General features: G+C 71.7%; 18 protein-coding genes and 1 pseudogene. 11 read left to right on the top strand and 8 right to left on the bottom strand.

All coding sequences use genetic code 11. From position 1 onward, the window contains the following. Window positions 1–58 precede the first annotated feature (58 nt). A complete protein-coding gene (locus ACFWY5_RS05385) occupies window positions 59–913 on the top strand; it encodes an alpha/beta fold hydrolase (protein ID WP_379630611.1) in 855 nt (284 codons plus the stop codon). A 6-nt stretch (window positions 914–919) separates the two neighbouring features. Here the strand turns inward: ACFWY5_RS05385 and ACFWY5_RS05380 are convergent, their stop codons facing one another. From ACFWY5_RS05380 to ACFWY5_RS05365, 4 genes are all read right to left on the bottom strand, one after another. Further along, window positions 920–1,438 carry a snapalysin family zinc-dependent metalloprotease gene (locus ACFWY5_RS05380; protein WP_379612818.1) on the bottom strand — a complete coding sequence of 173 codons (519 nt, stop codon included), beginning with the start codon at window positions 1,436–1,438 and terminating at the stop codon, window positions 920–922. 85 nt (window positions 1,439–1,523) lie between these two features. Then, on the bottom strand, window positions 1,524–2,648 hold the full coding sequence (locus tag ACFWY5_RS05375; RefSeq protein WP_379630610.1) for an acyltransferase: 1,125 nt from the start codon (window positions 2,646–2,648) through the stop codon (window positions 1,524–1,526). Further along, a complete protein-coding gene (locus tag ACFWY5_RS05370) occupies window positions 2,638–3,567 on the bottom strand; it encodes an alpha/beta hydrolase (RefSeq protein ID WP_379630609.1) in 930 nt (309 codons plus the stop codon). The genes ACFWY5_RS05375 and ACFWY5_RS05370 overlap by 11 nt, the downstream gene beginning before the upstream one ends. Window positions 3,568–3,634: 67 nt before the next feature. Beyond that, window positions 3,635–4,234 (bottom strand): TetR/AcrR family transcriptional regulator, encoded by a 600-nt coding sequence (locus ACFWY5_RS05365; protein WP_379612815.1) that lies wholly within the window; start codon window positions 4,232–4,234, stop codon window positions 3,635–3,637. 58 nt (window positions 4,235–4,292) lie between these two features. Between ACFWY5_RS05365 and ACFWY5_RS05360 the strand changes: the two genes are divergently transcribed. The 5 genes from ACFWY5_RS05360 (at window position 4,293) to ACFWY5_RS05340 (ending at window position 9,006) form a co-directional block, all read left to right on the top strand. Continuing rightward, on the top strand, window positions 4,293–5,615 hold the full coding sequence (locus tag ACFWY5_RS05360; protein ID WP_379630608.1) for an NAD(P)/FAD-dependent oxidoreductase: 1,323 nt from the start codon (window positions 4,293–4,295) through the stop codon (window positions 5,613–5,615). 265 nt (window positions 5,616–5,880) lie between these two features. Further along, window positions 5,881–6,402, top strand: coding sequence for a DUF6609 family protein (locus tag ACFWY5_RS05355; RefSeq protein WP_379612813.1), 522 nt, complete (start codon window positions 5,881–5,883; stop codon window positions 6,400–6,402). A 64-nt stretch (window positions 6,403–6,466) separates the two neighbouring features. Next, a complete protein-coding gene (locus tag ACFWY5_RS05350; protein WP_379630607.1) occupies window positions 6,467–7,852 on the top strand; it encodes a selenium-binding protein SBP56-related protein in 1,386 nt (461 codons plus the stop codon). Further along, a complete protein-coding gene (locus tag ACFWY5_RS05345; protein ID WP_379612811.1) occupies window positions 7,849–8,445 on the top strand; it encodes a hypothetical protein in 597 nt (198 codons plus the stop codon). Before ACFWY5_RS05350 ends, ACFWY5_RS05345 begins: the two co-directional genes overlap by 4 nt. A 63-nt stretch (window positions 8,446–8,508) precedes the next feature. Then, on the top strand, window positions 8,509–9,006 hold the full coding sequence (locus tag ACFWY5_RS05340; RefSeq protein ID WP_379630606.1) for a hypothetical protein: 498 nt from the start codon (window positions 8,509–8,511) through the stop codon (window positions 9,004–9,006). Window positions 9,007–9,072: 66 nt separating this feature from the next. Here ACFWY5_RS05340 and ACFWY5_RS05335 read toward each other — a convergent pair whose 3' ends face one another. Further along, the gene (locus ACFWY5_RS05335; RefSeq protein WP_379612809.1) at window positions 9,073–9,498 is read right to left on the bottom strand and encodes a hypothetical protein; all 426 of its coding nucleotides are present in this window, start codon (window positions 9,496–9,498) and stop codon (window positions 9,073–9,075) included. 220 nt (window positions 9,499–9,718) lie between these two features. Continuing rightward, window positions 9,719–10,831, bottom strand: coding sequence for a hypothetical protein (locus ACFWY5_RS05330; RefSeq protein ID WP_379630605.1), 1,113 nt, complete (start codon window positions 10,829–10,831; stop codon window positions 9,719–9,721). A 52-nt stretch (window positions 10,832–10,883) separates the two neighbouring features. Here ACFWY5_RS05330 and ACFWY5_RS05325 point away from each other — a divergent pair, with 52 nt between their 5' ends. Further along, window positions 10,884–11,549, top strand: coding sequence for a TetR/AcrR family transcriptional regulator (locus ACFWY5_RS05325; protein ID WP_379630604.1), 666 nt, complete (start codon window positions 10,884–10,886; stop codon window positions 11,547–11,549). A gap of 254 nt (window positions 11,550–11,803) precedes the next feature. Further along, window positions 11,804–11,983 (top strand): annotated as a pseudogene (locus tag ACFWY5_RS05320) (GTP-binding protein); the annotation flags it as partial. Window positions 11,984–12,064: 81 nt separating this feature from the next. Here ACFWY5_RS05320 and ACFWY5_RS05315 read toward each other — a convergent pair. Next, window positions 12,065–12,661: a TetR/AcrR family transcriptional regulator gene (locus ACFWY5_RS05315; protein ID WP_379630603.1), complete on the bottom strand. Its 597-nt coding sequence runs from the start codon at window positions 12,659–12,661 to the stop codon at window positions 12,065–12,067. Between the two features lie 68 nt (window positions 12,662–12,729). On the opposite strand from ACFWY5_RS05315, the gene ACFWY5_RS05310 reads away from it, so the two are divergent. The 3 genes from ACFWY5_RS05310 to ACFWY5_RS05300 all read left to right on the top strand — a co-directional run bounded on the left by ACFWY5_RS05310 (window position 12,730) and on the right by ACFWY5_RS05300 (window position 14,330). Next, window positions 12,730–13,596 (top strand): SDR family oxidoreductase, encoded by an 867-nt coding sequence (locus ACFWY5_RS05310; RefSeq protein WP_379630602.1) that lies wholly within the window; start codon window positions 12,730–12,732, stop codon window positions 13,594–13,596. Window positions 13,597–13,657: 61 nt separating this feature from the next. Then, window positions 13,658–13,987, top strand: coding sequence for a DMT family transporter (locus tag ACFWY5_RS05305; RefSeq protein ID WP_379612803.1), 330 nt, complete (start codon window positions 13,658–13,660; stop codon window positions 13,985–13,987). 22 nt (window positions 13,988–14,009) lie between these two features. Further along, window positions 14,010–14,330 (top strand): DMT family transporter, encoded by a 321-nt coding sequence (locus tag ACFWY5_RS05300; protein WP_379630601.1) that lies wholly within the window; start codon window positions 14,010–14,012, stop codon window positions 14,328–14,330. 2 nt (window positions 14,331–14,332) lie between these two features. Here the strand turns inward: ACFWY5_RS05300 and ACFWY5_RS05295 are convergent. Next, on the bottom strand, window positions 14,333–14,751 hold a 419-nt coding region (locus ACFWY5_RS05295; protein WP_379630600.1), incomplete at its 5' end, for a zinc-binding dehydrogenase.

Genomic DNA, 14,751 nt, shown 5'->3' with positions numbered 1-14,751 from the left:
CTAAGGTATCGTGGTCGCAGATAATCGCTTATGCCGTAAAGAGATAAGGGGGCATCCCATGCCGAACGCGACCCTCCACGACGGGCAGACCATCGAGTTCGAGATCCACGGAGACGGGCCCGCCCTGCTGCTGCCGGCCAACCCGCACCCCGCGCAGGACGCCGCCAAGGCCGAGGAGGCCGCCAAGTGGGGCGCCGACCTCTCGCTCGGCCACCACCTCGTCCAAGGGCTGAGCGAGGGCCTGCGCGTCATCGTCTTCGACTACGAGGGGCACGTGCTGAGCCGGCCCAAGCCCGAGACGCTCACGCCGGACAACCTCGCCCGCGACATGCTCGCCGTCGCCGACGCGGCGGGCGCCGGGACCTTCGCCTACTACGGGTACTCCTGGCTGGCGCTGACCGGGTTGCAGCTCGCCATCCGCACCGACCGGCTCTCCGCGCTGGTCATGGGCGGATATCCGCCGCTCGGCGGGCCGTACGAGGCGATGCTGGCCGTGACCATGGCCACGTACCAGATGGCGCTGGAGGCGCCCGCCCAGCCCGCCGAGCCTGCCGGACCCGCCGAACCCGCCGAGCCGGGGGACTGGTCGAGCGCCACGGTGACGATGTCGCCCGCGCAGACCCGGCAGTTCGCCACGCTCTACCAGGCGTTGAAGGGCTTCGACGACGCCGCCGTCCAGGAGCGGGTGACCTGCCCCCGGCTGGCCTTCGCCGGATCCGGCGACGTGATCGAGTACGGCCCGGCGTGGGGCGACACGGTCGTCGACATCGCCGGGCCGTTCAAGCAGCGGCGGGCGGAGATGGAGGCGCACGGCTGGGACGTGCGCCTGCTCGACGGGCTCGACCACATGAGCGCCATGCAGGCGTCCGCGGTCGTGCCCCTCATCCGGCCTTGGCTGGCCGCCGCCCTCTGAGGGAACTCAGCGGTTGACGTGAACCTTGCCGAACTCCACGGCCGGGGTGCCGCCGGCGAAGTTCCGGTCCACCTCGGCCCGTTCCGCCGCGTTCGGGTTGGGGTTGGTGCAGCTCGTGCCCGCGCTCGAACCCGACATCAGGTCCGTGCAGCGGCCGGTGCGGCGGTCGGGCAGGCCCAGGATGTGGCCGATCTCGTGGGTGGCGATGCGCAGCGCGTTGTGACCCTGCGCGGTGGCCTGCCGGCCCATCCAGATGGTGCCGCGGCCCAGGCTGGTCGGCAGCGCCCGGGGCCAGCCGTTGTCGGCCAGGACGGTGATCTGCGCGGGGGTGCCGGGGACGAGACGGACGTTGACGACGTGGCTGTTCCAGATCTGCGCCGCCTGGTCCACCGTGGCCCGGAACTCCTGCGCCCGGCTGGCGTCGTAGCGCAGCACGCGCACCACGGAGCCCTGCGCGGGCGAGCTGAGCAGCAGGAAGGTGAGGGAGAGGACGAGGGACAAGGACAGCCGAAGGATTCGTGACATGGATCCTCCTCAAAGTGGGGGGTGCTGTCACGGTAAGCGGCTCATGCTCTCCAGGGGGCCCCGCCAGATTGCCCCTATCACCGTGTTATGCCCGGCGCAGTTCGGCGGAGCGGAAGGCCGCCACGCACACCAGAAGCGCCGCCGCGAACACCGGCAACCAGGCCACACGGGCCACCACCCAGTCCGATTCGACCGGCGCGGTGTGCAGTCCCGGCAGGGGCCCCGCCGCCGCCAGGCCCAGCGCGGTGACCGCGATCATGGCCGTCTGGTGCCAGAGGAACACCGTCATCGCCGACAGGTTCGCCAGCGCCACCGCCGCCCACGCCGCGGGCCGGCGCAGCGCCCGCGTCAGCGGACCGTGGGCGAGCAGCGCCGCCCCGCACTGGGCCAGGCCGAAGGCGACCGCGGCGAGGGTGGGCGGGTTCAGGTTGGAGATCGCCGCGCCCGGCACGCCCACCATGGACGCCGGATACCCGGCCCAGACGACCAGCGCCGCGGCACTCACCCCGCCACCCACCAGCAGAACCCACCCGGCACCCCGGCCGCCCAGCCCGCCGCGCGTTCCGGTTCCGCCCAGTGTGCCGCGGGTCCAGGCCGCGCCCAGCGTGTACGGCACCAGCCAGCCCGCTGCCAGGTTGACCCAGCCGAGCCAGTCCGGGGCCGCCAGGCCGTACCGGAGCAGGTCGACCGTCGCGACGACGGCCAGCGGCCACACCGGGTGCAGGCGGACGGCCAGTGGCGTGGCCGCCGTCAGCGCCGCGAACACCAGCAGGAACCACAGCGGCGAGACCACCAGCCGCACCAGCGCGGTCACCGTCTCGAGCTCGGCCCCGGCCACGAGCATCCCGCCCGCCGCCACGCACCACACCAGCAGCACCGGCACGACGGGACGGCTCAGCCGGGCCAGGCGCGCGCGGATCCACGGACCGTAGTTAGTGGCCGAGGCGTAGGACTTGGCCGCGGTCATGCCGCCGACCAGGAAGAACAGTGCGAGCGTCTGGAACACCCAGGAGATCGGCGCCAGTTCGGGCACGGCCTTGAGCGGGCTGGTCACCCGGACCGAGCCGCTGTCGGCGACCAGCGCGGTCACCAGCCAGTGGCCCAGCACGACACCGAGGATGGCCAGGGCGCGCAGCCCGTCCACGGCGCGGTCGCGGCCGGGCGGGGTGGCCGCGCCGATGCGCCCGGACAGCGTCGGCTCAGACGCCATGGCCGGACACGATCGCGGAGATGGCGCGCAGCGAGGGCGTGCCGGCGTTCAGGTAGTCGCTGTGGGCGGCCGCGCCCGCGGGGAAGATCCGGGCGCCGAAGCCGGGCGAGACCGGGTCGGCGCCCAGGCCGAGGGTGGCGAAGGGCAGCGTGAGGCGGGTGTGCGGCACGCCGGAGATCCAGTCGCGGGCGCCGCGCCCGGCCCAGACGCCGGCGGTGGTACGCAGGGCGGCGGCGGTGTCCGCGCCGGTGCCGGGGCTGCCGTACAGGACGATCTCCTCGACGGGCAGGCCGGGCGCGGCGCTGCCGCAGACGACGGCGCCGTAGGAGTGGCACACGAGCGAGATCCGCGCGCCCGGTTTGGCGGCGCGCAGCTCGCGCACGAACGCGCGCAGGCCGGGCGCCGCCTCGTCGGCCAGGGCGGTGGTCAGCACCTGCGCGCTCACGGTGGCGGGCGTGCGGTAACCCACCCAGGCGACGACCGCCCCGCCTTCGCCGAGCTGGGCGGCCAGGCGGGTGGCGCCGCCGTAGAGGCGGCCGTAGGAGTCGAGGTCGGTGTCGGAGCCGGGGACCAGCACGGCGATCGTCGCGGCCCGCGACAGGTCGCCGAAGACCTCGGCCGTCCGGCCGCCGTCGCGGCCGTCAAAGGACAGGAACGTACGGTCCCGGCCCGCCATCGCCCGCAGCGCCGCGGCCCGGGAGGGGTGCCCAGCCGCGGCCGCCGACCGCTCGGCCGCCAGGACCGAGGTACGGTTCGCCGCGTACCGGCCGGCGAGGACGGCGGGATCGGCCGAGGACAGCGGCGGCTGGACGGCGGGGACCGGGGCGGGCACCGCCGACGAGCCCGCCGCCCCCGAGATCGGTACGGCCACCGCCGCGGCGACCAGTGCGCGCAGCAGCAGCCGGCTGATGTTGGGCATGCCCGAAAACTTAGGGATCGCCCCAGGTCGTAAGCGTCCCGCCGGGGAGTGGATCTTCGCCTAGCCCTCAGGTACCATCCGCGCGCAGTTCGGCGTCGCGCAGGACGGCGAGAGCCGCGGTGGCCAGTCGTTCCGGTAGCTCCTCGGGGTCGTTTCTGGCCAGCAGCATCCAGGCCAGCACCGTCCCGCCGAACATCGCGTGGAACAGGTCCATGTCCGGCAGGCGCGCCAGCTCGCCCCTGCGTACGGCCTGTTCGAGCATCGCGGCGTTGCCCAGGCGCTCCGGCTCGATGAAGGCGGCCACGAAGCGGTCGGCCAGGCCGGGGTCGGTGTCGACCTCGCCGAGCAGGCCGATGAGCGCCTTGGTGGCCGGGCCGCTGAGGTGGCCGACGATGGTGCGCGCGAGCTGTTCCAGGTCGCCGCGGAGCGTGCCGGTGTCGGGGATCGGCAGATGGTCCCCGTGGATGGCCACGGCGAAGACCATCTCCTGCTTGGAGGGGTGCCGCCGGTAGATCGTGGCCTTGCTGATCCCGGCCCTGGCGGCGACCTCGTCCATGGTCAGCCGCGCGTAGCCGACCTCGCCCAGCAGTTCCAGCGTGGCTTTGGCGATGGCGGTGTCGACCCGGCCCTCGCGGGGGCGGCCCATCCGTTGCGCTTGTTCGTGCACTGTGCCACTATACGACACCGTTAGATTCGAAACTCTCAGTTTCATAAGGAGGAGCCGCATGTACCGATCGCGGATCGTGATCGTCGGAGCCGGGTTCGCCGGCTTCCACGCCGCCCGTACGCTGGCCCGCAAGGCCGGAGCCGAGACCGAGATCGTGCTGGTCAACCCGACCGACTACTCGCTGTACCTGCCGCTGCTGCCCGAAGTGTCCGCCGGCGTCCTGGACCCGCGCCGCATCGCGGTGCCGCTGACCGCCTCGCTGCGCGGGGTGCGCGTCGTGCTCGGCACCGTCGACCACGTGGACGTGCGGGCCGGGCGGGTGCGCTACCGCGACCCCGAGGACGTCCACCGCGAACTGGACTACGACCGGCTCGTGCTGGCCGTGGGCGGCGTCAACAAGATCCTGCCCATCCCCGGAGTGGCCGAGCACAGCCACGGCTTCCGCGGCATCCCCGAGGCCGTCTACCTGCGCGACCACGTCATCAGGCAGATCGAACTGGCCGCCGAGGCCGAGTCCGCGGCCGAGCGCGCGGCCCGGTGCACGTTCGTGGTGGTCGGCGCCGGATACACCGGCACCGAGGTCGCCGCCACCGGGCAGCTTCTGACCCGGTCGCTCACCCGCCGCCACCCGCGCCTGCGCGACCAGCCGGTGCGCTGGCTGCTGCTCGACCTCGCGCCCCGCGTGCTGCCCGAGCTGTCGGCGCGGCTGTCGGCGAGCGCCGGGCGGGTGCTGCGGCGCAGGGGAGTGGAGGTGCGCACGGGCACCTCCGTCCAGGAGGCGACGCGCGACGGCGTGCTGCTCACCGACGGCGAGTTCGTGCCCACGCGGACCATCGTGTGGGGCGCCGGAGTGCGGCCCGACCCGCTCGCCTCCGACCTCGGGCTGGAGACGGTACGCGGGCGCATCCTCGTGGACGAGAACCTGGCCGTGCCCGGCCACCCGGAGATCTTCGCCTGTGGCGACGCGGCGGCCGTACCGGATCTGACCAGGGACGGCGAGCTGTGCGCGATGACCGCCCAGCACGCCGAGCGCCAGGGCAGGGCGGTCGCCCGCAATGTCGCGGCCTCGCTCGGGTACGGCAAGCCGCGCCCCTACAAGCACCACGACCTCGGCCTCGTCGTCGACCTCGGCGGCATGCAGGCGGCGGCCCAGCCGCTCGGCGTTCCGCTGACCGGTTTCCCGGCCAAGGTCGTCACCCGGGGCTACCACCTGATGGCGATGCCGGCCAACCGGATCAGGACCGCCGTCGACTGGTTCCTGGATGCGGTGCTGCGGCGGCAGAGCGTGCAGTTCGGGCTGGTGCGCTCGCCGGCGGTCCCCCTCGATTCGGCCGACCCGGAACTGCCCGCCCGGGTCCCCGCGGCCGACTGGCCGGCATGACCAAAGCCACCTTTCCCGCTCCACCCCGCCGGCGGCCACCCGGTCACCGGATGCGCCGGGCTTCCCGTCCCGCGCGGCACCACGACAGGCTCGTGGTCCGGGGCCGGCTTCCGCTCGCCCTCGCGGGGGCGGCGAGCGCGGCGTCGTTGCGGGACGGGGCGAAGTCTTCCCTCGCTGGATTGCGGGTGCCGATCGCGGGGTGGTCACCCACTACCTTCGCAGACGTGGTCAATGCGGTCATTGCTGCATGGAAGGCTGACGTCCTATGAGTACCGTCGAGACCCTCCTGGCCCACCCCTATCCGCTGATCCGCGGTGGCGGGCTCTTCCTCCTGTTTCTCGGCCTCGGCTTCCTGCTGAGCTGGATCTTCCGTTCGCGCTGGCTGGTCTTCGTCATCGGCGGTTTCGCCACCGGCCTGACCGCCAGCGGGCTGAGCGCGCTGCTGCCCTCGCTCGGCAAACCCTCGTTCATCCACATCGCCGGCCTCGCCGGGGCCATCGTGATCGAGATGGGGCTCATCTACCTGGTGCTGACCCGCTACAAGGACGCGGGCGAGCGCACGCTCATCCTGTCCATCCTGCTCGTCGTGGGCGTGCACTTCCTGCCCATGGGGCTGGCGCACGGGCCGCTCATCGTGGTGCTCGGCCTCCTGCTGATCGTCAACGCCTTCGTCGGGCTACGGGCCCAGCAGGTGCCCATGCGGGTCTTCGGCATCGCCGACGCTCTGCTCAAGATCGGTTTCGGGGCCGTCATGCTGCTGGCCTACCCGGCGCTCACGTTCACCTGAGCCTTTGAGCCTTTGAGCCGAACAAGTCTATTGACCTTGTAGGAAATATCGGAATCCTGGAGGTATGGCGCTCTGGACCCCTGATCCCACCTTCTATCCCTCGCCCCGCGACGCTGCCGCGGGGCCACCCGAGAAGCTCGCGTACGTCGCCGCCTTCGACCGCAAAGCCGAGCGGCCCGACGCGATCGCCGTCCTCGACACCGACCCCGGCTCGGCCACCTACGGCGAGCTCGTCGGCTGGACGGACCTGCCCAACACCGGCGACGAGCTGCACCACTTCGGGTGGAACGCCTGCAGCAGCGCGCTGTGCCCGTCGGCCCCGCACCCGCACACCGAACGACGCTACCTCGTCGTCCCCGGGTTACGCAGCTCCCGGATCCACATCTTCGACACCAAGGACCGGATCAGCCCGGAACTGGTCAAGGTCATCGAGGCGGACGAGCTTGCCGAAAAGGCCGGGTACTCGCGACCGCACACCGTGCACTGCGGGCCCGACGGGCTCTACGTCTCCGCGCTCGGCGGGGTAGACGGGCAGGACGGGCCGGGCGGCATCGCCGTACTGGACCATCGGACCTTCGAGGTGCGCAGGCGGTGGGAGAGCGAGCGCGGGCCGCAGTACCTCGCCTACGACTTCTGGTGGCACCTCAACCACGACGTGCTGATCACCTCGGAGTGGGGCACGCCGTCGATGATCGAGGACGGGCTCGTCGGCGAGCTGCTGCTCGGGCGCAAGTACGGCCACCGGCTGCACGTCTGGGACCTGCCCAAGGGCCGCCACCTGCAGGAGATCGACCTGGGCGACCAGTACCAGATGCCGCTGGAGCTGCGCTCCGCCCACGACCCCACCCAGCAGTACGGCTTCGTCGGCGTCGTCACCAGCGTCGAGGACCTGTCGGCGTCGGTCTGGCTGTGGTACCGCGAGGGCGAGCGGTTCGCGGTGCGCAAGGTCATCACGATCCCCGCCGAGCCCGCCGCGGCCGGGGACCTGCCGCCGCTGCTGCAGCCGTTCGGCGCGGTGCCGCCGCTGGTCACCGACATCGACCTGTCCGTTGACGACCAGCGCCTCTATGTCTCCTGCTGGGGCACCGGCGAGCTCAAGCAGTTCGACGTCGCCGACCCCTTCAACCCGGTCGAGATCGGCTCGCTGCGCATCGGCGGCATCACCGGCCGTACCCCGCACCCGGCCCGCCCCGGCCTGGAGTTGCGCGGCGGCCCGCAGATGGTCGAGGTCAGCCGCGACGGCAAGCGCGTCTACCTCACCAACTCCCTGTACGGCGCCTGGGACGACCAGTTCTACCCCGAGGGCGTCGGCTCCTGGCTGGCCAAGGTCGACACCGACGCGTTCGCCTTCGACGAGCGGCTGTTCGTCACCGACTTCCGCGGCCTGCGCCCCCACCAGGTCAAGCTCCAGGGCGGCGACGCCTCCTCCGACTCCTACTGCTTCCCGTGACGGTCGCGGCGATCCTGCTGCTCGGCGCCTTCCACGGGCTCAACCCGGCCATGGGCTGGCTGTTCGCCGTCGCCCGGGGCCTGCAGGAGCGCTCACGCGGCCGCCTGCTGGCCTCCCTGCCCGCCATCGCCGCCGGTCACCTGGCGTCGGTGGCGCTGGTGGCCGTGGTCGTCGCCGTCACCGGCTCGCTGGTCACCGGCGGCGCGCTGGCGATCGGCGGCGGCGTCCTGCTGGTCGGCTTCGGCCTGTGGCGTCTGCTGTCCGACCGGCACTTCCGGTGGGCGGGGATGCGGCTGACGCTGCCGCAGCTGGCCGGGTGGTCGTTCCTCATGTCCTCGGCGCACGGGGCGGGGCTGATGCTGCTGCCCGTCTTCTCCGGCATGCACGAGCACGGCCACGCCATGAGCGGCGGCCTGGGCGCCGCCGGTCTGCACACGCTGGCCATGTTCGCGGCGGCGGCGGTGACGGCGGTCCTCGTGTACGAGCTCGCCGGCCTGACCATCCTGCGCCGGGCGTGGTTCAACGTGGACCGCATGTGGGCGGCGGCCCTGGTGGCGGCGGGGGTGATCACGCTGGCGCAGGCCGTGCTCTGAACCTCGACAGGATCTCGACAAACCCTGCGGGAGCATCCCACACCGGCTTGATGTGCTGGCGCCGTGACCCTGACACGACGACGCGGGCCGGAGCCCCGCGAGGTGCGCTGGACCTTGGGCTGCGCTTTCCCGGCGGTCATCGCGGTGCTGTGCTCCACGACGGGGACGCTGCTGGAGATCCGCCTGGCGTGGTGGGCGCGGGCCAACTGCCTGGGCGGTGAGCGGTTCGCGCTGGTCGTGTCCAGTGTGTTCTGGGCCCTGGGGCGGATCGTCGTGTTCCCGGCCGTCTCGATCGCGTCGGCCTCGGTCGCGCTCCTGGTGCTGCTGGTCGCGCGGGCGCGGTTGCTGCGGCGGTGGTGGCTGGAGCCGTTCCTGCTCGTGCTGGTCGTCGTGATCTCGTTCGCCGGGCCGGTGGCGCTGGCCGTGCACGACTATGACACGGTACGCGCCTGCGGACGGACGCTCGCGGCGTCACCACAACATGGCGCTCACCAGGCCGAGAAGGAGCAGGGCGGCGGCGACGCGCATGACCCATGTGCACATGCGTCAACCATAGGTTGACGCTTAACGTCCGTCAACCCAGCGTTGACGGACAGGCCGGGGGGTGGGAGGGTGCCTGCCCGGGGCCTATCTTCGGCCCAATCCGGCTCGTGGTCGTTCCACCTGGTCGCTGAACGGGGTGCCGGTGCCGCCGTCGTCGTAGGCCACGGTCAGGCGGATCCGTCCTGGGGTGTCGCCCGGACTCCGGGCGAGCGTGATGTCGGTGACCGTGCCCGGTCTGCCGCCGACGATGACCTCGTCACCGACGGCGAAGCGGCTCATCTGGCCGCGGTCGCGCCGTACCCACATGCCTATCTCACGCAGTCCGAGCTTTCTCGGCTCGGTGCGGCCCGGCTTGCGGAGGGTCGCTGTTTCGGGAGCTGATCCGGAGAACGCCACCCAGATCTCCCAGTCATCGCGGACGAGCGTCATCATCGGCCCGTCCCCGTCGTACTCGCTGACAACCTGCCAGCCGCGTTGCTGCGCTTTGGTCTCTAACGCGTTCGGATTCATTGTGACCTCCTCGTGCGCCGAATCGTTACCTTCCTAGTAGAAGAGATGGGGCGTGTGGTCGAAGTAAACAGACGGTCGATATTTGGTTGTGCCCTGGGCCGAGGCACCCATGCGTAGCCGTCCCGGCACTGTTCGCCACCTCGAAAGACACCCTTCTACCTGCACTTTGTCCATATGACAGTGCTTCGGCGGACAGAGAGGCCAATGTCACAAAGATTCATCACGGCAGTGCGCGTCCCGACAGCAGATGGCGGATCTGATCGGGGGTGCCGATGCGCTCCTTCACCACCCGCCACCCTTCAGAGTAGCCGAACAGATACGGCGTCAGCACCGACGGCCGCACGTGGGCCAGCGCCAGGCCCGCCTCTTCCTCGCTCAGCAGCGCCCAGCGCGACAGGTAGGCCGCCACCTCGCCGTCCGGGCGGCCCTCCGCCGCCAGGAACGCGGCGTTCGCCCACACGCCCCACACGACGTTCCTGAACGTGTGGATCGCGGCCAGGTCGGCGCCGTCCGGCCGGATGCCGAGCCGCGGCAGCACGGCTGAGTCCAGCCACTCCCGCGCCTGGCCGCCCGGGAAGACGATCTCCTGGGCGCACAACCCCAGACCCTCGCTGACCAGGAACGACGGCGACAGCATGAACCGCACCCGCTGCTCGGGCAGGCCCGTCCTGGAGATCACCAGCGACTCGGCGATGTGCCCCGGGTAGCCCTCGTGGGCCACGACGTAGAGCAGGTCGGCGACGTTGAACGGCAGGTCGCCGTTGACGTAGATCGTCGAGCGGGAGCCGCCGTCGTGATGCCCGGCCGCGTGGTACGGCACCCCGCCCACCACCCGACAGTCGAGCCGGTCCGAATCCGGCAGGCCGACCAGGGCCTCCGTCCGCGCCCGGCACTCGGCCGCCGCCTCGGCCACCAGCTCCGGCAGGAGCTCCATCCTGGTCAGCCGGTGGACGTCCTGCCAGGCCGCCAGCCGTACGGCCAGAGTGCCGGGGCCCTTGGGCAGCGCGCGGTCGAGCAGGTCGTGCGCCCGCGCGAACTCCTCCTCCGGCCGCCACCCGGGCCGCACCCCCAGCACCTCGCCCGCGAACCCGGCGAGCGGCAGCCGCTCCCCGGCCAGATGGCGGGCGACCGCGCGCATCGCCCTGAGCTGGGCCGCCATGTACGGGGACGGCTCGCCATCCAGCAGCCGGTCGGCCAGGCCGGCGAGCTCACCCGGATCGGGCGCGGGACGCGCGCCCGCCTCCCGCCGCCACTCCTCGGGCCCCCGGTAGATGAGGACCGTTCCGTGAATCAGGCGGTCGAGGAGCAGGGCCAGCATTGCGTAGTCCTTCATGCCCGGCAGGCTAGCTGTACGGTTTTCCGTACAGTGCACGGAAGGGAGAACAGTGTCCATCTGGTTCCGGGAGGAAGAGCCCGCGCGCAAGCCGCGCCTGACCCGCGAGCGCATCGTCGCGGCCGCCGTCGGGCTGCTGGACGCCGAGGGCCTGGCCGGGTTCTCCATGCGCGCGCTCGCCGCCCGCGTGGGCGCGGGCACGATGTCGCTGTACGAGTACGTGCGGACCAGGGAGGACGTGCTCGACCTGGCCCTGGACGAGGTGTTCGGTGAAATCGACCTGCCCGGGCCAGAGAGCCTGCCCTGGCGCGAACTGCTGGCCCGGCAGCTCGCGCGCAGCCGCGCCGTCATGCGCCGCCATCCCTGGGTGCCCGGCCTGACCGCCACCCGCCCGCTGGCCGGGCCCAACGCCCTGGCCCGCGCCGAGCTCTTCCACGCGGAGCTCGCGCGGGCCGGGCTGAGCGGCCCCGCCCTGAGCGCCGCAGTCGGCGCGCTGTCGTTCTACGTCAGCGGCTTCACCGCCGCCGAGAACACCTGGTGGGCGCTGGTCCGTACCCCGGAGGCCGACGCCGACATCAGGGCCGGGCTCCAGCGCCACCTGGAGCGCACCGCCCACACCACGCTCGCGACCTCGGCCGACGTGGAGAACCAGGACTTCGACGGCCAGTTCGCGCTCGGCCTGGACGTGATACTCGACGGCATCGAGGCCCGCCTTTGACCAGTGGCACGCCCACCTCAGTCCTTCCTACACCCGCCGCAGACAGAGATCACCACGATGAGCGAGGGGGACGGCGGTGCGCGACGCCACGTTCGTACCCCGGGCCCGCCACGAGGTGATCCTGGTGTCTCCGGCCGCCCGCCACCGGCAGAGGCCCTGACGAGCCCCGGTACCCGTATCGGCACCGGCTGACGCCCACGCTCGCCCGGCCCATCGCGCCGTCCTGTCCAAGATCACGCCGAAAGGCACGGACCGTGCGCACCAACCCCCGCGACCTGCGGAACATCGGCATCCTCGCCCACGTCGACGCCGGCAAGACCACCGTCACGGAACGCATCCTGCACCTCACCGGCGCCACCTGCAAACGTGGCGACGTCCACCACGGCACCACCGTCACCGACTTCGACCCCCAGGAACGCGACCGCGGCATCACCATCTTCGCCGCCGCGGTCAGCTGCGACTGGAACGGCTACCGCGTCAACCTCATCGACACCGGGATCGGGAGGTGGGGCGCTTCAGGGGGTGGCGAAGCCGGTGCCGGCCAGGGCTATGGCTTGGCGCATGGCGTCGGTGCGGGCCGACGGGACGGCGTCCTGGGAGGCCACGGCGCTCACGGCGCCCACGCAGGCACCCAGGTGGGCGGCGCAGCGCAGCATGTCAAGACCGGGATAGCGCCCGGCGATCGCGTCGAGGATGCGCGTCTGCACCCCGTGCAGGCGTACGGCCAGCGACGGCGGCATCCCGCCCGACTCCCGCGCCACCAGCACCCTGACCGGCGCCAGCGCGTCGATGTTGGTGTCGGCCACGTCAAGGGCGTCGACCAGCGACTCCACCGCCCGCTGCACCGCCTCCCACGCCGTCGTCCCGGCGGGCAGCGTGGAGACGCGGGCGACCGCGATCTCCACGTACCGCTCGATGTGGTGGAACAGCACGTCCTCCTTGGAGGCGAAGTGCAGGAAGAACGTCCGCGGCGCCACCCCGGCCCGGCCGGCGATATCGGCCACGGTGGTCCGCGCGAAGCCCCGGCCGGTGAACAGCTCGGTCGCGGCCAGCACGATCGCCTCCCGCGTCATCCGCCGCTTGCGATCGCGCAACCCCGTCGATTTCGGCATGCCGCACATCCTACCGCCTTTCGCTACATTAGTGCATAAATGCATAAGTGCAGTGAAAGGACGAAACGATGACACGCACCTACGTGGTCACCGGCGCCGACACCGGCATCGGCGCGCTCACCGCCGACCTGCTGGCCGACCGCGGAGCCAGGGTGATCCGCTGCGGCGTGGCGGCGGGCGCCGACGTCCGCGCCGACCTCGGCGCCGCTGACGGCAGGGCCGCGCTGGTCCAGGACGTGCAGCGGCTGGCTCCCTCGGGCATCGACGGCCTCGCGCTGGTCGCGGGCATCGCCGCCCCCACGGAGGCGACCGTCCGGGTCAACTACTTCGGCACGCTCGCCGTCCTGAACGGCCTGCGCCCGCTGCTCGCGCGGTCGGGCGCGCCGCGCGCGGTCGTGGTGTCGTCCGCGTCGTCGCTGTCGGCGGGCGACGGTGACGTGGTCGCCGCGTGCCTGCGCGACGACGAGGACGCCGCGGCCGCGGCGGCCCGGCGGGCGATCGCCCGGGGGAAGGGCGGCGTGCTCTACCGCTCCACCAAGATCGCCCTCAACCGATGGGTACGCCGCGCCGCCCCCGGCTGGGCCGGATCCGGCATCCCGCTCAACGCCGTCGCCCCCGGCATCGTCGGCACCGAGAGCGCGCGGACGACGATGCTCGCCACCCCCGCCCAGGCCAAGCTCATGGCCGAGGCCCTGCCGCAGCCGCTCGGCTTCCCCGGCCCGGCCGACGCCGTGGCCGAGGCGCTGGCCTGGACGATCGGCCCGGCGAACACGTTCATGACCGGCCAGATCCTCTACGTCGACGGCGGCGCGGACGCCACTCTGCGCGGCGATGCCCCGTACGCCGACGGTGTCTCCTACGGCCCGGTGGCGATGGCCAGGATGATCTATTGGTCGCTGGTGGCCAAGCTCCAGGCGCGCAAAGCCACCGGTTGACTTCATTTGCTTGCACATACATACTCCTATCCAGTCGCTTGTATGTGCAAGGAGTTTCCTCATGGCATGGATCTATCTGCTCGTGGCCTCGGTCTTCGAGGTGGTGTTCGCGCTGGGCACCAACGCGACCAACGGCTTCACCGAACTGGTGCCCTCCATCGTGACGATCGTCGCCGCGGCGGGCGGCATCTTCTTCCTCAGCCTGGCCCTGAAGTCCCTGGACGTCGGCGTCGGCTACACCGTGTGGACCGGCATCGGCGCCACCGGCACCGTCGTTCTCGGCACGCTGATCTTCGGCGAGTCCATGAACGTCTGGAAGGCGGTCGCCTTCGTCCTGATCATCGGTGGCGTCCTCGGGCTGAAGTTGTCCGACAAGCTCACCGCCGCCTGACCCCTTAAGGAGCACACCCATCATGGCCTGGTTCTTTCTCGCGCTCGCCGTCGTCTTCGAAATCGCCTTCGCCCTCGGCACCAACGCCACCAAGGGCTTCACCAAGTTGTGGCCGTCGCTGTTCACCCTGGTGGCCGCCGCCGGCGGCATCTACTTCCTCAGCCTCGCGCTCAAGACCCTGGACGTGGGCGTCGGCTACACCATCTGGACCGGTCTCGGCTCGATCGGCACCGTCGTCCTCGGCGCCCTGATCTACAAGGAGAAGATCACGCTGCCGAAGGTGCTGTCGTTCGCCTCGATCATCCTCGGCGTGATCACTCTCAAGATCGCCTCAGGGCTCTGAGGTCAGAGCCGGACCAGGGTGGTTCCCCGGTGCCTGCCGTTCAGCTGGCCGATGAGTGCGCCGGGGACCGCGGGCAGGCCGCCTTCGATGACGGTGTGGGGGAAGACGAAGCGGCCTTCGCGTACCCACTGGCTGTAGTGCTCGTTCCAGGCGGGGTCGTGGTCGTAGGGGGTGGTGAAGCCGCGGATGGTGACGTCGCGCAGGACGGCGGGTTCGAGGTCGAGGGTGGGGTTGCGGCCTGATAGGGAGCCGCAGAGGACGAAGCGGGCGTTGGGGGCGGCCAGGGCCAGGGCGGCCTCGAACTGGTCGCCGGCGACGTTGTCGAAGAAGACGTCGATGCCGTCCGGCGCGAGGTGGGCCAGCCGGTCGGTGATGGGTCCGTCGTGGTAGTCGAAGGCGGCGTCGAAGCCCAGCTCGTCGA

The organism is Nonomuraea sp. NPDC059007 (assembly GCF_042740555.1).
Lineage (GTDB): Bacteria > Actinomycetota > Actinomycetes > Streptosporangiales > Streptosporangiaceae > Nonomuraea.
This window is presented reverse-complemented; position numbering and strand designations above follow the sequence as displayed.

Bases quoted from the DNA above. Each gene is read 5' to 3' on its own strand.
- ACFWY5_RS05385 (WP_379630611.1), top strand. From the start codon at position 59: ATGCCGAACGCGACCCTCCACGACGGGCAGACCATCGAGTTCGAGATC.
- ACFWY5_RS05380 (WP_379612818.1), bottom strand. From the start codon at position 1,438: ATGTCACGAATCCTTCGGCTGTCCTTGTCCCTCGTCCTCTCCCTCACC.
- ACFWY5_RS05375 (WP_379630610.1), bottom strand. From the start codon at position 2,648: ATGGCGTCTGAGCCGACGCTGTCCGGGCGCATCGGCGCGGCCACCCCG.
- ACFWY5_RS05370 (WP_379630609.1), bottom strand. From the start codon at position 3,567: ATGCCCAACATCAGCCGGCTGCTGCTGCGCGCACTGGTCGCCGCGGCG.
- ACFWY5_RS05360 (WP_379630608.1), top strand. From the start codon at position 4,293: ATGTACCGATCGCGGATCGTGATCGTCGGAGCCGGGTTCGCCGGCTTC.
- ACFWY5_RS05355 (WP_379612813.1), top strand. From the start codon at position 5,881: ATGAGTACCGTCGAGACCCTCCTGGCCCACCCCTATCCGCTGATCCGC.
- ACFWY5_RS05350 (WP_379630607.1), top strand. From the start codon at position 6,467: ATGGCGCTCTGGACCCCTGATCCCACCTTCTATCCCTCGCCCCGCGAC.
- ACFWY5_RS05335 (WP_379612809.1), bottom strand. From the start codon at position 9,498: ATGAATCCGAACGCGTTAGAGACCAAAGCGCAGCAACGCGGCTGGCAG.
- ACFWY5_RS05330 (WP_379630605.1), bottom strand. From the start codon at position 10,831: ATGAAGGACTACGCAATGCTGGCCCTGCTCCTCGACCGCCTGATTCAC.
- ACFWY5_RS05315 (WP_379630603.1), bottom strand. From the start codon at position 12,661: ATGCCGAAATCGACGGGGTTGCGCGATCGCAAGCGGCGGATGACGCGG.
- ACFWY5_RS05310 (WP_379630602.1), top strand. From the start codon at position 12,730: ATGACACGCACCTACGTGGTCACCGGCGCCGACACCGGCATCGGCGCG.
- ACFWY5_RS05305 (WP_379612803.1), top strand. From the start codon at position 13,658: ATGGCATGGATCTATCTGCTCGTGGCCTCGGTCTTCGAGGTGGTGTTC.
- ACFWY5_RS05300 (WP_379630601.1), top strand. From the start codon at position 14,010: ATGGCCTGGTTCTTTCTCGCGCTCGCCGTCGTCTTCGAAATCGCCTTC.